The 17,011-nt window shown below is 55.1% G+C and carries 13 protein-coding genes; 8 read left to right on the top strand and 5 right to left on the bottom strand.

The features are described 5' to 3' along the window. Positions 1-49: 49 nt before the first annotated feature. Both JXQ78_RS01450 and JXQ78_RS01445 read left to right on the top strand, forming a co-directional pair. Positions 50-445: a DUF5805 domain-containing protein gene (locus JXQ78_RS01450; RefSeq protein ID WP_330631701.1), complete on the top strand. Its 396-nt coding sequence runs from the start codon at positions 50-52 to the stop codon at positions 443-445. Further along, positions 429-1,460: a tyrosine-type recombinase/integrase gene (locus JXQ78_RS01445; protein ID WP_330631700.1), complete on the top strand. Its 1,032-nt coding sequence runs from the start codon at positions 429-431 to the stop codon at positions 1,458-1,460. The genes JXQ78_RS01450 and JXQ78_RS01445 overlap by 17 nt, the downstream gene beginning before the upstream one ends. Positions 1,461-1,672: 212 nt before the next feature. Here the strand turns inward: JXQ78_RS01445 and JXQ78_RS01440 are convergent, their stop codons facing one another. Then, positions 1,673-2,587, bottom strand: a complete 915-nt coding sequence (locus tag JXQ78_RS01440) for an NAD-dependent epimerase/dehydratase family protein (RefSeq protein WP_330631699.1) — start codon at positions 2,585-2,587, stop codon at positions 1,673-1,675. A gap of 795 nt (positions 2,588-3,382) precedes the next feature. Then, a complete protein-coding gene (locus tag JXQ78_RS01435; protein WP_330631698.1) occupies positions 3,383-3,622 on the bottom strand; it encodes a helix-turn-helix domain-containing protein in 240 nt (79 codons plus the stop codon). 715 nt (positions 3,623-4,337) lie between these two features. Between JXQ78_RS01435 and JXQ78_RS01430 the strand changes: the two genes are divergently transcribed. Together JXQ78_RS01430 and JXQ78_RS01425 are read left to right on the top strand one after the other, a co-directional pair. Further along, positions 4,338-6,647, top strand: a complete 2,310-nt coding sequence (locus JXQ78_RS01430) for a glycoside hydrolase family 3 N-terminal domain-containing protein (protein ID WP_330631697.1) — start codon at positions 4,338-4,340, stop codon at positions 6,645-6,647. A gap of 114 nt (positions 6,648-6,761) precedes the next feature. Then, positions 6,762-7,661: a HEAT repeat domain-containing protein gene (locus JXQ78_RS01425; protein ID WP_330631696.1), complete on the top strand. Its 900-nt coding sequence runs from the start codon at positions 6,762-6,764 to the stop codon at positions 7,659-7,661. Positions 7,662-7,666: 5 nt separating this feature from the next. Here the strand turns inward: JXQ78_RS01425 and JXQ78_RS01420 are convergent, their stop codons facing one another. Continuing rightward, on the bottom strand, positions 7,667-7,900 hold the full coding sequence (locus JXQ78_RS01420) for a hypothetical protein (protein ID WP_330631695.1): 234 nt from the start codon (positions 7,898-7,900) through the stop codon (positions 7,667-7,669). A gap of 142 nt (positions 7,901-8,042) precedes the next feature. On the opposite strand from JXQ78_RS01420, the gene JXQ78_RS01415 reads away from it, so the two are divergent. Genes JXQ78_RS01415 through JXQ78_RS01400 form a run of 4 tightly spaced genes read left to right on the top strand, consistent with a single transcriptional unit; the run spans position 8,043 to position 13,960 of the window. Further along, positions 8,043-9,815: an ABC transporter substrate-binding protein gene (locus tag JXQ78_RS01415; RefSeq protein WP_330631694.1), complete on the top strand. Its 1,773-nt coding sequence runs from the start codon at positions 8,043-8,045 to the stop codon at positions 9,813-9,815. 19 nt (positions 9,816-9,834) lie between these two features. Beyond that, positions 9,835-10,833, top strand: a complete 999-nt coding sequence (locus JXQ78_RS01410; RefSeq protein WP_330631693.1) for an ABC transporter permease — start codon at positions 9,835-9,837, stop codon at positions 10,831-10,833. Further along, positions 10,823-11,821 carry an ABC transporter permease gene (locus JXQ78_RS01405; RefSeq protein ID WP_330631692.1) on the top strand — a complete coding sequence of 333 codons (999 nt, stop codon included), beginning with the start codon at positions 10,823-10,825 and terminating at the stop codon, positions 11,819-11,821. The genes JXQ78_RS01410 and JXQ78_RS01405 overlap by 11 nt, the downstream gene beginning before the upstream one ends. After that, complete coding sequence (locus JXQ78_RS01400) at positions 11,822-13,960, top strand: ABC transporter ATP-binding protein (protein ID WP_330631691.1); 2,139 nt, start codon at positions 11,822-11,824, stop codon at positions 13,958-13,960. It begins immediately after the preceding gene. 15 nt (positions 13,961-13,975) lie between these two features. On the opposite strand, the gene JXQ78_RS01395 is transcribed toward JXQ78_RS01400, so the two are convergent. Both JXQ78_RS01395 and JXQ78_RS01390 read right to left on the bottom strand, forming a co-directional pair. Further along, positions 13,976-15,529 (bottom strand): CRTAC1 family protein, encoded by a 1,554-nt coding sequence (locus tag JXQ78_RS01395; protein WP_330631690.1) that lies wholly within the window; start codon positions 15,527-15,529, stop codon positions 13,976-13,978. Positions 15,530-15,615: 86 nt separating this feature from the next. Beyond that, complete coding sequence (locus JXQ78_RS01390) at positions 15,616-16,914, bottom strand: DUF7405 family protein (protein ID WP_330631689.1); 1,299 nt, start codon at positions 16,912-16,914, stop codon at positions 15,616-15,618. Between the last annotated feature and the right edge of the window lie 97 nt (positions 16,915-17,011).

Genomic DNA, 17,011 nt, shown 5'->3' with positions numbered 1-17,011 from the left:
TCCCAATCTATGGGGAAAGAATGATGGTGGCAGAGCGCAACCTCCTGTCATGGGAACTGATGACGATCGAGTTGCCGTGAAGGTCCATCTTCCACGATGGCAGAAACAGCGATGGGTCGAAAACGCAGACGAGCTCAATATGACCCAGAGTGAGTTCATTCGATCGATGGTTCAGGCTGGTCGCCGAGAAATCGTCGTTTCTGGCGGTGATCCAGAGACCCATTCTGGGGATGGTAACCCTGGGGGTAACGACCTCGAAGAGCGTGTCCTCGCGGTCCTTCGCGAATCGTCCGAACACCTCGGATGGGACGCACTCGTTTCAGGTGTGACCGACGATGTCGAAGACCGACTCGAAGACTGTCTAGAACGCCTCCAGGAGACGAATCGAATCAAATACAGCGGCCGAAACGGCGGCTACACCCTCACCAATGTCGAACGTCAGTAACCCACCCCAGGAAGATCCAGTCGGCTACTTTATCGAAGACCTCACGTTCCACGGAAAGTCCGATCGGACACTCGAGTCGTATGAGCGCGTACTACGACGATTCGAGGCCTTCTGTACTGATCGCGACTGCACGCCGGCAACGGCGAGCCAGCGCGACTGCATGGCCTTCGTGCACTCACTACGTGGCCCGCTCGAACCGTCGACAGTGGCGTCGTATGCCTCTTACGTCCACCGATTTTACGCCTACATGAACCAGACTGGAACACTGGATTCGAATCCGATGAAGCTGGTGCTCTCGGAGATGGACGAATCGATCGATACGGATCCCAGACGCCGGGATATCTCGATCGAACAGATGCGTGCGTTCGTCGGCGATCTCATGCATCCGCTCGAGCAGGCCGTCGTGGTGTTGTTGTTAAAAACCGGACTCCGTGTTGGTGAGTGTTGTAATCTGGATCTCAGAGACTGCAACCTCACCACAGAAAGCGTCCGACGGGAGTACGACTACACCCATCGGCCACAACTCGACGGCCGGCCGGATTCCATCTTCGTCCCTGCCGAAATCGACACGGGACAGCTCGTTAACGGCGAGCAACGGACCGCAGCGAACAAGCGAAAACGGGTGACGGTGGTCCCCATCGACGAGGAACTCAGCGAAGTACTGACCCGCTGGCTTGCGATTCGTCCCGACACGCGATCGCCCGCCGAGCCACTGTTTCTCGACACCGGACGGAAGTGGGGACAGCGACTCACTCCACCACAGGTACGCCGAATGGTACGGACCCACGCGAAACAACGCGGGTGGTATCGTGTTGGCGGTGGGGCAGAGGAAAACGTGACCCCACATTATTTCAGGCACTTTTTCACCACTTATCTCCGATATCGCACGGGCGATCGTGGAATCGTGAAATATCTCAGAGGCGACGTTGCACAGGATATTATCGACACATACACCCACGATTGGGGTGATAGAGTTAGAGACGTGTACGAACAGAGCATTTATTCACTTTTGTAAATCTGGCCGTGAGAGCCACAACGATACACCGTATTTCGCTATAGCAAATGCGGAGTGTGAGCACATCACAGTATTGACAGTGAAGACGAACGATTCTGTAAGCGCCGGTTCGCAAGGGCTCTGTCGGAAATGGCAATTTTTCTATATTTGTGCTACAGCAGGTAGGCCGTATCGGCTGGCAGGCCAAAAAATGACAGTCGTCTACAATTGCATTATTTATACGGCGCACAGACGCGTTCGATGCCTTCCTCGAAGTCGATCTGTGGCTCCCAACCGGTTGCTTCTTTCATTTTCGAAGAATCTGCGAGCGTGTCGTGCACGTAATCGTCGAACGGTGTTTCGATGTACTCCGGTTCGATGTTCGTTCCGAGCTCTTCGTTGAGCATCTCAACAACGGTATTGAAATCGTAGCTTTTCCCGGTCCCGAGATTATAGATTCCATCGAGATGATGGTCGGCCGCGGCTTCGAGCCCACGAACGATATCATCAACATGGGTGAAATCGCGGGTCTGTGAGCCATCACCGAACAGTTCTGGTGGGCGACCACTGGCGAGTTCATCAGCAAACTGTGCAACAGTGTTCGCGTATTCGCCTTTGTGTTCTTCTGCACCGCCGTAGCCCTGATAGACGGAGAAAAATCGCAGCCCTGCCATCGTCATTCCGTAGTGGTTCGAGTAGTACTCGGCATACCTCTCACGAGCAAGTTTCGATGCCTCATACCCCGTCTGGGAAGCAATTTCCATATCTTCCGGGGAGGGTTCGGTCCGACTACCGTAGATCGAGGACGTTGAGGCGTACACAACCGTGTCACAGTCAGCACGAACCTGCTCAACTGTGTTGACAAATCCTTCGACGTTCACCCGAACGCCGAGTTGCGGATTATCCTCGTGCATGTTGCGCGAAGAAAGCGCTGCGAGATGAAACAGCACATCAACGTCTTCCGTCCCTGGAATCTCCTCATCGAGAACGCTCGCATCGTGGAAATCGACCGCGTTGTCAAGATTCTCTGGCGTGCCAAGATACAGATCATCGATCGCAACGACATTATTGCTCGTCGCGAGGTGGTTTGCAAGGTTCGATCCGATAAATCCAGCGCCGCCAGTAACAAGAACGCGCTTTCCTTCCATATTTCACATCGCTTCCATTCAGACTAAGGCATGTCGATCTTATTTTGTATACATCAACCGCAGAACTTATAATTATAATATTAACTTTCTACATATTCCATTGTCGAGTTGTTCTTGAGTTCACATAAAAACTTCAAGAATATAGTATTCGGAAATTCACCGTTATCATTCATATTTATTCATATTCCATAAATATACGACCATTTATCGCCTCTATAAGCGAATAACCTGCTTTCTCATATAATCACACAGTATAATAAAGATATATTGGTAATATATGGGAAAATGGAAGTTGACAGTATGTGAGTGAATTATTTGGCCGCATCGATTGCGTTCATCGGTGGGTTCGCCCTTGGAACGCTCACCGTGCGTGGTGCTGTTTGATGTTGGCAATCGCTAACAGCCAGAACCCCGGTGACGTTTCTGCTGTACCCGTGCGTGAGAGAGCAGGGACGGCAGTTTTCTGGCGGACAGCACCAGCGTATTGCAAGCGCTCGCTGTATGGCTCACCGCCAGCTCTAGTATTTCGGCATGAGGAGCGAATCGAACGTCATAATCACTGCCTACCAACTCGCGACAGTGAGAAACACCGACCGAATAATCGTGCTCGGAGACGGCCAAATCACAGAGCGCACAACCCAGACGAACTGCTCGAACGGGATGGAACGTACGCCGATCTCTGGGCGATTCAGACAGGTGAGGTTGTAGGCAATGAACGAAGCAGCCACACAGTATGAACTCGACGTCATTCAGCTGACCGTTACGTGAGTACTGCTGTAAGGAAGCGGAGAATTCTTACTCCGTCTCAGTTGACCCAGGAAGTGAATAGAGACGCTTTCTGGCGTCTGCGAAATAGACCTTCTGTTCGATCAGCTCGATTGATTCCAGGCTGTTCAGTGCATACCGGACCGTCCGTGTTGACAGTCGAGTCTCCTCTGCGAGACGCTGTTGCGTTAGCTCGCCCTCATATTCGAGCACCTTATAGACCAGTTTGGCGCTGGGCGGTAGATCGGCGAGGGCCTCGTTCTCGGTCACGGTACCGTATACTGGGCCGTGAATCCACAAATAGCCGTTGATTATTTCCCGACCCGGTTTTCTGATTGCTATCAGTAATAGTTTGAACAAAAATTGATACGCCCATACGACAGCCATCGTACTGGTTTTTCTGTTGTCGATCCTGCCTTCGCTGTGCGACAAAACAATAAGACGCCACGAGCACGCACGTCGATTACGTTGGCGATCATCCACCACCACATCTCAATAGAATAGAAATTCTGCGTGCTCTATATTTCTTAGTCACAACCGGCAGAACACACGGCGCACATTTACTGCAGGTGTGCGATAGTCAGGAGCGTTCACGACGAACAAACTAAAGCAGACAGCTATTTCCACATTGGTGTATTACATCAGGCCCTTCCAATGGTGGTGGTGTATTGTTGGTCGATTTCTGCCCCAAAGTACATTCCTTCTGCGCTGGTTTCCGTAATGCTGAAATGGCATTCACTCCACCACCTGCAATTTCATTGGTGAGAAAGTGGAAGAATGCCACCACCTGAACGAACTACCATTACAGAAGTACACTTGTAATTATGATCCAATATGGGCTGGTAACATTTCCCACAGTGTTGAACTGTGTCGTGGTACGCAGACGAAGATAACTATCGTCGAGTGTTGCGTTTCGAATGCCTACCAGTCCACCGAGAGTAGGTACCAAAAGAACTATTGGTCAATACAGTGAGTGAACTGTCGAATGGGTTCAGACAACGCGACCGAGACCCGAATAGACGAACTGCTGGAGATGATGACGGTTGAAGAGAAGGTAGCACAGCTGGGAGCAGTGAAAGCGAGTTCGCTGATCGTAGATGGTGAACTTGACCACGACCGCGCGGCGGAGCTCCTCGAACACGGAATCGGCCACATTACCAGGCTGGGTGGTGATGCGGGGCTTTCACCATCTAATGTGGCAAGAGCAACAGTTGAAATCCAGCAGTTGCTCGACGAGAGGACACGGCTGGGCATTCCAGCGATCACTCACGAGGAGTGCTTGAGCGGATATATGGGCCCCGAGGGAACGACGTTTCCACAGAGCATTGGGCTTGCGAGCACATGGGACCCAACCCTGGTGCGGGAAGTGACGACGACGATTCAAGCTCAGCTCAGTGCAATTGGAGCGACACAGGCGCTGTCACCGGTCTGTGACGTAGCAAAAGACCTCCGATGGGGTCGACTCGAAGAAACGTTCGGCGAGGATCCGTATCTGGTCGGTGCGATGGCGACAGCGTACGTTGCGGGCCTTCAGTCAGGGGCGGATGGTGTGGCAGCGACGCTGAAACACTTCGTGGGACACGGTCGAGGCGCAGGCGGGAAAAACCGGAGCTCGGTTGCAGTTGGAAGACGTGAGCTTCGAGAAGTCGACTGTTTTCCGTTCGAAGCGGCGATTCGAACTGCCGACGCTGCATCGGTGATGAACGCGTATCACGACATCGATGGCGTACCGTGTGCGAATAATGAGTGGCTGTTAACCGATCTGCTTCGCGATACGTTCGAGTTCGATGGGACAGTCGTCGCCGACTACAACAGCATCGCAAATCTCAAAACCGAGCACGGTGTGGCCCGTACCAATGCTGGGGCGGCACAACAGGCGCTGACGGCAGGAATCGACGTGGAACTACCGGCGACCGACTGTTACGACGACCTGGTGGGACTAATCGAGCGTGGAGACGTTCCCGAACGAACGCTAGATCGAAGTGTCCGGCGGGTATTGCGGGCGAAAGTTCGTGCCGGGCTGTTCGACGATCCGTCGGTGGACACGACAGCTGTGCGGACACCGTTCGACGATGATCAACCGAGAACAATCGCTAAAAAGGCAGCAACCGAATCGATCGTGCTGTTGAAAAATGACGATGAGACGCTACCGATCGACGAATCGGATATCGACTCAGTAGCTATCGTCGGACCGAGTGCAGACGACGGCACAGAACTGCTCGGCGATTACGCCTGGGCTGCCCATTACGTGGATGCCGAGCGATCGATTGACTGTGTCACCCCACTTGGGGCGATTCGCGACCGTGCCGAGACGGCCGGAATATCTGTGCGATACGAACCCGGCTGTTCGACCACCGGCACGGACACCAGTGGAATCAAGCCCGCCGTGGCGGCGGCCGAATCCGCAGACGTGACGCTCTCGTTCGTTGGAGCGCGATCAGCCGTGGATTTCTCGGAGGGACCCACTGAAAGTGGGCAGACGACGCCGACCAGTGGCGAGGGCTGTGACGTTACTACCCTGGGTCTGCCCGGAGTACAAGAAGAACTCCTTGAACGAATCGATCAAACTGACACGGTGCACATTCCGGTGATCGTGAGCGGGCGAGCACACGCGATTGGCGAACTGGCCGACCGCGTCCCAGCACTCATGTATGCCTGGCTTCCGGGCGAATGTGGTGGCAAAGCCATCGATCGACTGCTGTTCGGAGACGAATCACCGAGTGGTCACCTTCCGGTCTCACTCCCACAATCTGTCGGTCAGCTCCCTGTTGCATACAATCGCCGTCCGAATTCGGCCAACGAGCGGTACGTCTACACGGAGAGCTCGCCACGGTTTTCGTTCGGACACGGCTGTCACTACACCGCGTTCGACTATCGAAACGTCGCTCTCGATCAGACTGCAATCGGACCCGACGAGAGGGTCACTGTGGAGATTACGGTTGCTAACGAGGGGAAACGATCTGGACAGGACGTGATACAGCTGTACGTCCACGCGGTGTCACCGGTCGTGGCCCGACCCCTCCAGGAGCTCGTTGGCTTTGAGCGCGTCAAGCTCAACCCAGGCGAAACGAAGCGAATCTCCATAACGGTGGACGCAACCCAGTTTGCATACTACGACGCATCTGAAACGTTCGCCGTTCATCCGGGTGAATACGAACTCCGTGTCGGATACGACGCGGATTCGATCGCTCAGTCTCAAACGGTCGAAATCACTGGCTTCCGGGAAGTCACGACCAGTGAACGAACCTACTTCAGTGAGACAACCGTCGCTTCCGAACGAGAAGAGAAATACTAATTCAGACTCCAGTGAATTTTTTACGTCTGGAGAACATGCAGCTCACAAAGAGCGGCTGATGATTCAGTCAGGGGTAACGATACATATATACGATGAGGCATGGATTGGGAATCCATGACTGAGGATACGGATGTTCAAACAGGTGACACCGTAGACGAGCCGATAGAAATCGAACGGCTCAGAGAAGACTTTGAGATGGCCAGTTCCAACCGCCGTCGGGAACTGTTATCCCGCTGTGTCACTATCGCCGAGTCTGCACCCAGAACGCTCACTCCGATGGTCGAGACGATTGCTGAGTGTCTATGTAGCTCTTCTGTCGTCAATAGACAGGAGACGCTTTCGGTGCTCGAGCGGCTGGTTGAGGAGGATGTAGCGCCCATTATCGAGGTTCGTGATTGCCTACTCGAGTGTGTTGATACGGAGTACGGTGCCATCCAGATGCGAGCGGCGAAGATCCTTGCAGTTATTGCGTCCGAACAGCCCGACAGCATTGAATCTGATGTGCCGAAACTGCTCTCGGTGGTGGCCCAGCGCACGCCCTACGAACCGTCAGTTGCAGAGTCCACACTCGCAGACCCCATCACGCAACGAACGATCGAACACCACGAGTTGGATGAACGCAAAGACGGAGTGATGGGAAGGCGGTTGCTAGTGGGAATCGTTCGAACCGTTCTCACCGAGACATCCACCACGCTGACAGATGAATCGATTACCACGTTGGAAACATTGATAACCGACGACGATCCGGTGATTGCTGGCGATGGAGCCTACTGTCTCGGAGAGATCGCAGCGAACGGGGGAACGATAGGGCCATCAATCGTTCGGACGCTCATCGAACAGCTTGAGCACCACGACACGGCGGTTCGGTCGCAGGTGATCTGGGCGCTTGGACACGCCGGGGCACCCGCAGCCATTGCCCCCCTCGCGCGGCTTGCCGACGAGGATCCAAACGGCGAAATTCGATCGATGGCAGCGGACACTGTATCGTTCCTTCAGGCGAGCGAGCGGTCATAGGTATCTCACTCGCGCATTGATCGTCTGATACAGTACCAGTATGTCATCGTGAACAGCGCGAATGAACCGATCACCAGGACGATATCGAACACGAGCACCGGATAGGCACGGTCGTTCGGACCGACAGTCACGATCGAAATTGTCAACAACAGACCCATCGCGATCACGAGCGCGATGAGGACCTGCAACCGTTTGCGGCTGGCACAGATCTGATCCAGGATGAGTGTATGAATCCTCATAGGTCTGTGCTAGCAGAGCAATCGAATAAACGTGTTCCAAAAAAGGAGAGAGTGCAGCAGACCGACGCGAGAGTCGTGTTGAACGTTATTAAAATACATAATGGAAAATTTTATTTACCATTATTACAAGAGATAGTACGCTATGGGTGATGATAGCAACCAAACTGATTTCGAATCAGTAGTAAGTAGACGCAGAGTGCTTTCGATCGCCGGAACTGTAGGAGCGATGACTCTTGCCGGTTGTAGCGGGGACAGTGGCACTTCGACTGCAGACGGAAACGGCGATAAAACTGCCGAATCCGGCGTGAGTTCGGTGTCGTTCGTCAACGCGATTGCCAACAATCCTGTCGACCACCACTTCAACTCCGCCGCAAGTCAGAACTTCTCCTGGGCGGCACACCGGCCCCTGTTCGCGCCGTTCATGAAATACTCGTTCACTGACAACGAGTTCCTCCTCGGTGCGCTGTCAGACTTTCAGATCGACGGAACCGAAGTGGAGCTCACATTCCGCGACGATTTGAAATGGGAAGACGGCTCCGACTGGACCACAGACGACTTCGAGGTACAGCTTGAGCTTGCAAAAAAGGTCGAAAACTCACTCTGGGGCTATCTCGATGGGTATGAGATGAACGACGAGAAGACCGCGACGCTGACACTTTCGGGACCCACAAACCCGAAGATTATCAAATTCGAGCTTACGAACTACTTTGCAGACACGAAAGTCTCGACTCACGAGCAGTGGCTGGACAAATCCGCAGAGGAGTATCTCCAGTGGGCCTGGGAGGATCCGGTGGCGACAGGCTTTATGAAGTTCGTGACGAAAGACCAGCAGGCGTTCGAATACGAGCGAAATCCAGAGTTCTACAACGCCGACAACATCAACTTCGAGACGTATCTCCTCAAATACTACGAAGGAAACACGCCACAGCACCAGGCACTGGCTGCTGGCGATCAGGTGGACGCGGCATCGAGTCTGTTCACACCGCCAAACACCGCAGAGCAGTTTCCCGACCACGTGGTCGAAGTGAACATCCCAGCAAAATGGGGCTACGGCATCGTCTTCAACCACAACGATCCGGACTTTGGAAACCGTGCCGTTCGCCAGGCAATTGCCCACGTGATCAATCGTGAGGAGCTGGTGAAAAACGCCGGCCCACGAACGAAATATTCCACAGGGACACCGTGTGGAATCGCACCCAGAGATCAGGAGTACTGGCTTGCAGACTGGCTGGGTGATTTCGAAACGTATGGTGCTGACTCGAGCCAGACCGACGAGGCAACGACGTTGCTTGAGGACGCAGGCTACACGAAATCGAGTGGAACGTGGCAGAACAGCAACGGCGACGTACTCGGCGGGAACTACTACACGCCAGCGGGCTGGACCGACTGGACGGCGCTGACGAATACGGTAGTCGACCAGCTCAACCAGTTTGGATTCGACTTCCAGATCAGTTCGAAGCCAACGCAGGACTGGACAGGGCAGTTTTCGAACTCCAACTTCAAGATCGGTGCGTTGTACTGGCTTCCCGGTGGTTCTCGCTCGTCGTTCCCGTATTTCCCGCTGTACTACCAGCTGTGGGCAACCGATATCGGCGGGGGCCACAACTACCGAGAGATAGCAGAGTCCGAACAGACGATTCCATCGCGTGATGGCTCCGAAATGACGATCACACCGCTCGAGGTAACGGAAAAAATAGCCCAGCAGTCCTCAGACGACGAGGCGCGACAGTTCGTCCAACAGGCTGCCTGGCACAACCATATCGACCTGCCGTTTTTGGGTCTCGTCTCGAAGTTCGAACAATCCTGGGTGACGAGCGACGAGTGGACGAACGCAGAGAAAGAAACGACGAATCGGCGCGTGAAGTGGCCGCCGTTCTGGTGGCCCCAGCAGGGAGAGCTCCAGTATTCGGGCTAACAATGAGAGAGAGTACCCAATGAACTACTACCTTCGACGAACGATTCGGATCCCGGCGACGATTCTTGGGGTGGCGACGCTCACGTTCGGGTTGATACGCTTGCTTCCAGGGGGCCCGTTCACGCAGTTGCGGATCCAGCTTCGACGACGGGGCATGGATGCACAGGAAATCAACGCCCGCATTGAGGCGTTGCAAAACATTCGGCCCGAGAAATCGCTACCCGAGCAGTATCTTGATTATCTGATCGGCGTTGTGCAACTGGATCTTGGCCAATCAATCTCGCTCAACAAGCCCGTGATCGAGGTGATCGGCCAGGCACTTCCGTGGACGGTGTTTATCGTCGTCGTCTCGACGCTGTTGATGTTTGTCCTGGGCGTGTTGCTTGGGTCCTTGCAGGCTTACTGGGAGGGAACGACGTTCGATTCGGTCGGCTCTGGTCTGTCGATTCTGTTCATGTCGATCCCGTACTACATCTATGCCGTGGCGTTTCTGGTCGTGTTGGCATTTAGCTGGGGTGTCTTTCCAACGAGCGCGGCGGCAGACCGGAGCATCGAAGCAGGATTTACGGTTGCATACGCCGTTTCCGTTCTGCATCACGCTGCATTACCAATCATCTCCTTTACGATCGGTGGGGTCGGCTCAACGGCACTGAGCATGCGCGGCAATTCGATTCAGGTGCTCGGTCGGGAGTTCGTCGAGGTCGCCAGGCTTCGGGGACTCTCTGATCAACGGATTGCGACTCGATACGTGGCGATGAATGCGATTCTTCCCATGTACACCGGCCTGTTGTTGCTGGTCGGCTTTCGACTGGGTGGTACCGTCGTTCTCGAAGAGATCTTCACCTACCCGGGATTGGGTTTTTACCTGATCGAAGGAGTGAACGCCAACGATTATCCGCTGATGATGGGCTGCTTTATGGTGATCACGATCGCACTCGTGCTTGCCGTGTATTTTGCCGATATGACCTACGGGCTGATCGATCCACGAATCAGTGTGGGTGATGCAGATGAGTACTGACACCGACGTTAACTGGCAGAGCGAGCAGACGGACGAGACGATCGACTGGCGCGACCGACTCCACGAAGGGTTCGTCTTGCGCGTCTACGAACCAGCGCTTATTGCCTGGAACGATCGCCGGACACAGACCGGATTGGTGATCGTGGTACTGTATCTATGCATGGCGCTGGTCGATCTGTTTGGCCTCTGGCGTGATGCGAGCACGAGTCAGGCACCACGAATGCTGGGTGCGTTTCAGAACTGGTCGTATCCGCTGGGAACGACGCAGTCTGGCGTCGACGTGCTGGCGTTGATCATCGATTCTACCCCGTTCATCCTGCAGATGGTGCTTGCTGGTGGCGTCTGGGCAACCGGTGTTGCCGTCATCGTGGGTACGATCTCGGGCTATAAGGGTGGCCTGACGGATTCAGTGATCACCGCGATTTCAGATTTCTTCATGTCGATCCCGGGACTCCCGCTTGTGATCGTACTGGGGATCACCCTCGAGCCAGAAAGTCCGCTGGTGCTCGGTGTGATCCTTACGATCAACTACTGGGCGGGGTTGGGCCGGTCCATTCGCTCGCAGGTGCTCTCGATCAGAAACGAAAGCTACGTCGAGGCCTCAAGAGCGATGGGAACGAACACAGTCCGGATCATTCGCAAAGACATTTTGCCGAATCTCATGCCGTACGTGCTGGTGAACTTCGTCTTTGCAGCGCGGTATACGATCTTTGCGGCAGTCGCGCTGTATTTCCTTGGCGTATTGCCCTACACGGGTCAGAACTGGGGAATCACACTGAACTACGCGTACAATCAGGGGGCGCTATTTGGACTTGAGGCGATTCACTGGCTGCTAGCACCGATTATCGCGATCGTCGGGCTTGCCTGTGGGTTGATTCTCCTGAGCCAGGGAATGGACCGCATCTTCAATCCGCGAGTGCGAACACGACTTACCGGTGAATCCGAGTCCGTCGAATCGACGCCCGAACACACCACGGAGATCCGATAAATGAGCTCAGACACTCTCACGTCACAGGGCAGCGACGAACGACAACCAGACCCGATTCTGGAGATTACGGATACGAACGTAACGTATACGGATGGCGAATCGTACGTGCTCGAAGACGCGTCGGTCTCGATCCACCGGGACGAAATTCTCGGAATTGTCGGCGAGAGCGGCAGCGGTAAATCGATGTTCGCTTCTGCGATTCTCGATGCCGTCCCCGACCCCGGTGTACTCTCGGGACAGTTGATCTACAACCGGCGCGACGGAACCACAGTTGACATTCTCGGGCTCTCTGATGAACAGTTGCGTGCATTCCGGTGGGAAGAAATTGCTATGGTGTTCCAGGGGGCGATGCACTCGTTCAACCCCACCATGAAGATCAAGACCCATTTTACAGAAACACTCCAGAGCCATGACCGCTCGGTGGGCGAGGGGATGTCGTTTGCCAGAGAGCTGCTCGAAAGCCTCTATCTCGAACCCGAACGGGTGTTGAACGCCTATCCACACGAGCTCTCCGGTGGAATGCAACAGAGAGCGCTGATCGCGCTGAGCATGGTGCTCAATCCGGAGGTGTTGATCATGGACGAGCCGACGGCTGCACTCGATCTGTTAATGCAGCGATCGATCCTCTCGCTGTTGAACGATCTTCAGGAGGAATACGATCTGACGATCGTGTTCATCACGCACGATCTGCCACTCGTCGCCGGAATCGCCGATCGAATGGCGATCATCTACGCGTTCGAGTTCGTCGAGATTGGCCCCCGTGACGCAATCATAGCGAACGCGGCCCATCCGTACACACGAGCACTCTTGCAGGCCACTCCGAACATCAATAGTCCGCTAGAGGCAATGCAGTCGATTGAAGGGCAGGGACCAGCGCCGGCGAACGTTCCGTCAGGCTGTCGGTTCCACCCGCGCTGTCCGGTGGCGACCGACGAATGCGAGTCGGTTGAGCCAACGTTGGATGCACACGACGCCAACAATCACCGAGTTGCCTGCCATCACGTTGAGCGCGCACGCGAAGAACTCACGATTAGCACTGACGAGGAGGGTGCGTTTAGCGCCACCGAGCGCACTACCCAGACGACAACCGATGCAGAGTCGCTGCTCGAGCTCTCGGACCTGCAGGTGCATTTCGAGGCGTCTCAGGGTGTGATCGAGCAGTTTATTGGGGAACCAGACGTTGTCAAGGCCGTCGATGGTGTCTCGTTGTCGATCGAAGCGCAGGATCTCGTCTGTCTGCTCGGTGAAAGTGGCTGTGGGAAGACGACACTCGGCAAAGCGATGATCGGTCTCCAGGAACCAACCGGGGGATCGATCACGTTTCGTGGCGAGTCCCTCGACGAACACGACGATGCCAGGGCCGCGCTGCAGATCATCCATCAGGATCCCTCGAGCGCATTGAACCCGAACAGACGAATCGTGGACATCCTCTCGGAACCGCTGTTACACACGCATCCGAATGCATCGATTACAGAACGGCGACGGCGAATCACATCGTTACTCGAACGAATCGGCATGACGCCGGCAGATGCGTACATCGAGCGGTACCCACACCAGCTCTCTGGCGGGGAAAAACAACGGGTCGTGCTCTCGCGTGCACTGTTGATGGATCCCGATGCCGTGCTCGCAGACGAAGCGATCAGCGCGGTCGACGTGTCGTTGCGAATCGAGATCATGGATCTCCTCTTAGAGCTTCAAGAAGAGTTCGAAACGTCGTATCTATTCATTTCACATGATCTCTCGAACGCACGATATATCACCGAGCACGCGGGCGGGCGAATCGCAGTGATGTATCTGGGCGAAATTGTCGAAATCGGAAGTGCACAACGGCTGCTCACGGATCCCCGACATCCATATACGGAAGTGTTGCGGTGGGCAACGCCCGATCTCGGCCTCGACACGGACGCTGACGATGAGCCACCCGTGCGGGAGATCGACGTGCCCGATCCGATCGATCCGCCAACTGGCTGTCGATTTCACACCCGCTGTCCGGTCGCCCGGGAAACGTGTGTCGAAACATCGCCGGAACTCAGAGACTGTGAGGATGGAGACGGTGCAGTTGCGTGTTTCCGGGAGGAACCAGACCACCAGTACTGGGAGAGTGATCCGCTTGACGGTGCGAGCGAACACCCGGAGTAGGATCGCACAGGACGATCATCCACGTTCTATGTCCGAGTAGTTGCCAACCACCTGCAGTTTTTCTTTCGTGATTCGATACTCCCGATCGACGGACACGTCGCGATAGGTTCGAGTCGTACCGTCGGGCCACCGAACGGCCACGGTGACGGTGTCGTAGTTCGTTCCTACGTGGGAAACTCGCGGTTCCTGTGAGAGAAAATCAGTGCGAGCCGTCTGTTGAATTACGGATTGATCGCCACCCGAGTTCACCGTTATCCGTGCACCGTGGACGGTTGCGCCCGTTTGAGTGGTGACACGGAGTGCGATCGAGTGGCCACCAGTCATCGTGTTTTCGTACGTCCGGATCCGTCCATCGTACGGCGCAACCACGAGATCTTGGTCACCGTCGCGATCGTAATCCAGCGCGGCGAGTCCCCGGCCGTCGTGTTCGGAGAAGTTCAGCGTGGATGCATCTCGATTTGTGAACCGATCGCCGGTCCGTTCGAACACCATCGGCAGGGTGTACTCGGGATCCGATTTGTTGATTCGAACGACCTGTTGTGTCGCATGGATGAGATCTCGGTCACCATCAAGATCGAAATCCGTCAGCGTGGCCGCCCAGCCCCACCCACCATCGCGGACGCGATAGGCGACAGCCGAATCCGAGAAAGCACCGTTGCCATCGTTGATCATGAGTGTGTTACCCTTTGTCCGACCTGATTTGATCACGTAGGTGAACAACAGCTTCAGCCGTTCGTATCGCTCGGGATCGTCGATCTGGTCCAGTGGCAGGTGAATATTTGTCGTGAACACGTCCGGTGTGCCATCGCCGTTTACGTCGGCGATCTCGGAAGCCATCCCGTTGCGCGATGTGTTGCCTCGAAGATCACGCCGGTCGAACGTCCAGTTGCCGCGGTTAACGTACACCGTATCGGTGTTGTAGTCGTTGGCGACGTGAACGTCCGGCCGATCGTCGCCGTTTAGATCGACCGTACTCGCCGCGAGAGACCACCGATTCACGTCTCCAAGCCCCGTTTCGTTCCGGCGAATGAATCCCGATTGGGTGTTCTCATACACTACGTTCTGGTGACCGTTATCCTCGGTGAGATACTGATGGAGACTGAAATAGCCGTCTGGTTTCGTCAGCTGCCAGTCGCCTGACTGGTAGATGAGCAGATCCTGATCGCCATCACTGTCGAAATCACCCGGCGTTGCACCCATTGGATAGGATAGGTTTCCGAATCGCTCGACGGGATTCCCGAGCGTTCCGGCGTCATTGGCGACGAACAGGGGTCGGTCGTGTTCTCTGAACAGAACGAGCTCCTCGAAACCGTCGCCATCTGCATCGAACCAGAGCGCACTTTTCACCGAGCCATCGAGCTCGGAAAACGTGGTTGCGTTCGAAAACGTTCCCTTGTCGTTGTGAAACACGGCTGGATTGCTCGCACCGGTGACGAGTAGATCCTGCCAACCATCGCGGTCGTAATCTGCCACAAACACTCCGTCGTTGCCGTTGCCTGGACCGCCACCGTCGGTCTGATAGTCAATCCCGATGGTGTTCGTCCGCTCTTGAAACGACAGCGTTGACACAGGTCCACCACTCAGTGAGAGGCAGCCAGCGATGAGGAGTATACAGATGCTGATACAGAGCCCCCACGACGTATTCGACGTGCGTCTCATCGATTCGATGGGAGCGCCCGGTCTGCTCGTGGTGGAACAAAATACGTACTCCGGGAGATGGTCTCCAGATACGAAACGATCCCGTGTTTGTCCTCGGGAACGTCAAGGTCGTACGAGTCGACCGACATTGCCGTTCGAATCTCGACGAACTTCTCCGTTCGGTCCTGAATGGACGAGAAATTGAACGTCGAGCCATGAACGGTGTCTGTGGCCACACCTTCCGACCGGCGAAGAATCTGCGTTGTAAAATCGTCAGAGCGAGCCGCGGCCACCTTCTGTGCGTGCCCAATAATGCCGTGTTCTTCTGCGAGCTCGGCCATGGTATCGACGTTCTCTTCCGTGATTTTGCTGTGACTCCCCAATCGGTCACCGATCTCGCCGACCTCCTCGTGCGTGTGGGCCGGACAGTACATCTCTTTGCGCCGATCTTCGTGTGGCTGGTCGTACCAGGATTCGAGATCGGTACGCACGCGTGAGAGTACGAACGTGGTGGCACCCGGATATGGGCCATCAGTTCTCGTCGCGATCTCCTCGGATGGGAGGCTGTTTTCGAAGCCGGCACGAAAGCCCATCGAGAGCGGCGCGTTCTCAGGAATGTTCTCGTTGTCAATCGTCTCCGCTGGTCTGCCCTTCCCCAGCACGCCAGTTCGACGCTCGACAATTTCGAACTGATCAGTGAGTCGGTGATCGACTGACAGTCCGTTCAGCGTCTCAGCGTCGCCGAACAGCGCCTGTTCTGCAGCAAGCAGGATTGAAGCATAATCACTGTCGAGCAACAACACCGCGTCGAACGGCGCTGCAAGCGATGGGTCCTCCTCGAGCGCTTCGAGCATCGTTTCGGGCGTCTGCAGGCCATCAACCGTAATATCCACCGACGAGAGATATCGCGGAGCATACCCAATCAGGAACAACAAACCATCGTTAATCGAGCCACTCGTGTCGGCACCGCTCCCCCAGCGAAACGCGCGTTCTAGTTGTGCGAGTGCCGATTCGACCGTCGCACGGTCGTCGTCGGTCGGGGGAACTGAGCCCGTATACTTGAGCCCGAGAATGAGCTGATGTTGACTCTGGGTTTCCGTTCCGTGAACCGACCGAACGAGAAACTCATCCCAGATGTGCTGGCCGTCTGGAAGGGCAGAAGGGTCACCCCTGGGATACTGCTGTCCGTCAGCCGGAGAAGGCGTGCCAGAAAGTTCTGCATTTTGACAGGCTGTCAACGCACTCGAGCCGCCAATAGCCAGTGCTGCCTTGATCAACGTCCGCCTGGAGAGTCCCCTCTCTTCCGATGGAGTCATTTAGAAAGTATTTCTATTTGGGCCACATATACCTTTCTGACAATTATATATCAATTATAGAACTGTAACTGGCGGGCCTCATCAATGATAATAATCC

Source organism: Halocatena halophila, assembly GCA_027563145.1.
In the GTDB taxonomy this organism is placed as follows: domain Archaea; phylum Halobacteriota; class Halobacteria; order Halobacteriales; family Haloarculaceae; genus Halocatena; species Halocatena halophila.
The sequence above is the reverse complement of the archived record's forward strand: the minus strand, read 5'-3'. Positions and strand labels throughout refer to the sequence as shown.

Bases quoted from the DNA above. Each gene is read 5' to 3' on its own strand.
- JXQ78_RS01390 (WP_330631689.1), bottom strand. From the start codon at position 16,914: ATGACTCCATCGGAAGAGAGGGGACTCTCCAGGCGGACGTTGATCAAG.
- JXQ78_RS01415 (WP_330631694.1), top strand. From the start codon at position 8,043: ATGGGTGATGATAGCAACCAAACTGATTTCGAATCAGTAGTAAGTAGA.
- JXQ78_RS01445 (WP_330631700.1), top strand. From the start codon at position 429: ATGTCGAACGTCAGTAACCCACCCCAGGAAGATCCAGTCGGCTACTTT.
- JXQ78_RS01440 (WP_330631699.1), bottom strand. From the start codon at position 2,587: ATGGAAGGAAAGCGCGTTCTTGTTACTGGCGGCGCTGGATTTATCGGA.
- JXQ78_RS01400 (WP_330631691.1), top strand. From the start codon at position 11,822: ATGAGCTCAGACACTCTCACGTCACAGGGCAGCGACGAACGACAACCA.
- JXQ78_RS01450 (WP_330631701.1), top strand. From the start codon at position 50: ATGGGAACTGATGACGATCGAGTTGCCGTGAAGGTCCATCTTCCACGA.
- JXQ78_RS01425 (WP_330631696.1), top strand. From the start codon at position 6,762: ATGACTGAGGATACGGATGTTCAAACAGGTGACACCGTAGACGAGCCG.
- JXQ78_RS01405 (WP_330631692.1), top strand. From the start codon at position 10,823: ATGAGTACTGACACCGACGTTAACTGGCAGAGCGAGCAGACGGACGAG.
- JXQ78_RS01430 (WP_330631697.1), top strand. From the start codon at position 4,338: ATGGGTTCAGACAACGCGACCGAGACCCGAATAGACGAACTGCTGGAG.
- JXQ78_RS01410 (WP_330631693.1), top strand. From the start codon at position 9,835: ATGAACTACTACCTTCGACGAACGATTCGGATCCCGGCGACGATTCTT.
- JXQ78_RS01420 (WP_330631695.1), bottom strand. From the start codon at position 7,900: ATGAGGATTCATACACTCATCCTGGATCAGATCTGTGCCAGCCGCAAA.